Annotated in this window: 1 pseudogene; it reads right to left on the bottom strand. The window is 32.7% G+C overall.

What is annotated here, in order from left to right:
* A pseudogene (locus AJ881_RS09455) lies at nucleotides 1–2021 on the bottom strand (beta strand repeat-containing protein); the annotation flags it as partial.
* Between the last annotated feature and the right edge of the window lie 68 nt (nucleotides 2022–2089).

Genomic DNA, 2089 nt, shown 5'->3' on the forward strand with positions numbered 1-2089 from the left:
TTATTGGATCAAAGCTTAAAGATATTTCTCCACCTCCATTGGTTCCTATATTGCCAATATTGCTTTGATTAACACCTGAGATGATATTATTGATATTGCCTAATTCATCAAGATTAACATTGCTTTGATCTACGGTGATGTTTTCTACTTTTACATTATCTTTACCACTTCCACCTACAACCACAGTGTCTAATTTACCTGTATCTTTATCTGTAGAAACAACCCAATCTTTGATTCCAACACTACCACTACCATTGTTAGTTACTGTATTACCATTTTCATCTTTACCTACTGAGCCTTGGTTGGAAATAACTAAATCAGCATTGCCATTATTTGTAATACCTCCACCTATAGTAGCACCTTCTCCATTAGAAATTTCAAGCTTATTATCACTATTGTTAGTGATAGAACCACTTATACCTGTATCAGAAGTAGAGGTGTTAGTGATGGAATCAAGTTTAGAACCACTTTCTATAGTGATAGCTCCTGTGATAGAAGCGCTACCTTCATTAACAAGACCACCTTCTACCTTAGCTCCACCTTCTATCTTGATATCACTACCTATAGAAGCATTACCTGTATTGATTATATTTCCTTCAAGTTTGGTGTTTTCCCCACTAACAGTAATACCACCTGTTATACTTCCTGAGCCAGAGTTAGATATGGCTTGGCCTGAAGAAGAAGTTACAGTAGCTCCATCTTCTACTTTTATAGAGCCTTCTATTTTTCCACTTTGATTAGATATACCAGCACCACTTCCACCTTCTACTCTAGAACCTTCACCAGATAAAATCATTTCTCCGCTTAAAGAGGCACCATTATCCAATCTTATACCATGAACCTTACCTTTTATAATGCCACCATTGACAAGTTCTATTTTTTGAGTTTTAGAACTTTCATTTAAGGAAATTCCATTATTGTCTCCATAAATTCCACTTACTGTGCCATCTTTTTTTGAGCTTGTTCCATCTATGTATAAATCTCCTAGAGTTTGCCATTGACCCACTGTTATCCCAGCTGTTTTACCATAAATTACACCTCCATCTTTTATAGTAAGCGTTCCAAATTTACCCCAACTTACTGCCATTCCAAGATTGTTAGATTGTATAGTTCCTGTGTTGATAATATTTTCTATGGTACCACCATTTTCGAGTTTTATACCAGCACCAAATATATCTTCGCCTGTCGTAATCATTCCTGAATTTACAAGAGTTTTTATGTTGCCACCTACTACAAATACACCAGAAGAGCTACCATTGATAGTTCCTAAATTATTAAAACTATTTATAGTTCCTCCAGATAAGCTTACACCTTGACTTCCGCTGATTAATCCATTATTATTAAAGGTTTGTATATCAACTCCGCTAACTATATTAACACCTTTTCCACTATTACTTTGAATAGTTTCATTATTACTAAAAGTTTTAATAACAACATTGCTAAAATAAATACTTTCACCAGCATTAGAGTGAATAGTCCCACTATTACTAAAATTATTGATTGTAGATTTAGAGTCACCTTTACCCCAAACTGTAATACCAAATTTAGAAGAACCATTACCTATGATACCTTGATTGTCAAAGGTTTCTATGGTAGCACCATTTTGATTATTGGTTCCTATATTAACACTAGCAGTATTGTTTCCGCCTATAAGAGTTCCTTGGTTTTTAAAAGTAGTTGTTGAAGAGTCTTGAGTGAAATTGACTGCTTGACTGTTAGAAATAGTAATAGTTCCACCACTTCCTATAACTAGAGTATTATCAGTGCCACTTACAGTATGAGTATTACTTAAAGATTGATTTATAGTCGTATTGATCTTAGCTTGAGGACTATAAACACTTGCTGATCTAGTTTTAACATTTTTATTAACTTCATCATAAGTTTTTATTTCAGAATTTAATTTAGCATTAGCACAACTTGCCAAAAAAGAAATAGTAGCTAAAGATAAAACTATTTTTAGAATTTAAACAGGGTTCTTTGCCCTTTTCTATAGGTATTTTAGTTAATGTGATATTTTTCATAAGATTTTCCTCCCTTTATAATTTGTTCTATATATTATATTTTTTAAAAATAATATAAAATACAAAAT

It is taken from the genome of Campylobacter sp. BCW_6460, from assembly GCF_001762705.1.
Classification (GTDB): domain Bacteria; phylum Campylobacterota; class Campylobacteria; order Campylobacterales; family Campylobacteraceae; genus Campylobacter_D; species Campylobacter_D jejuni.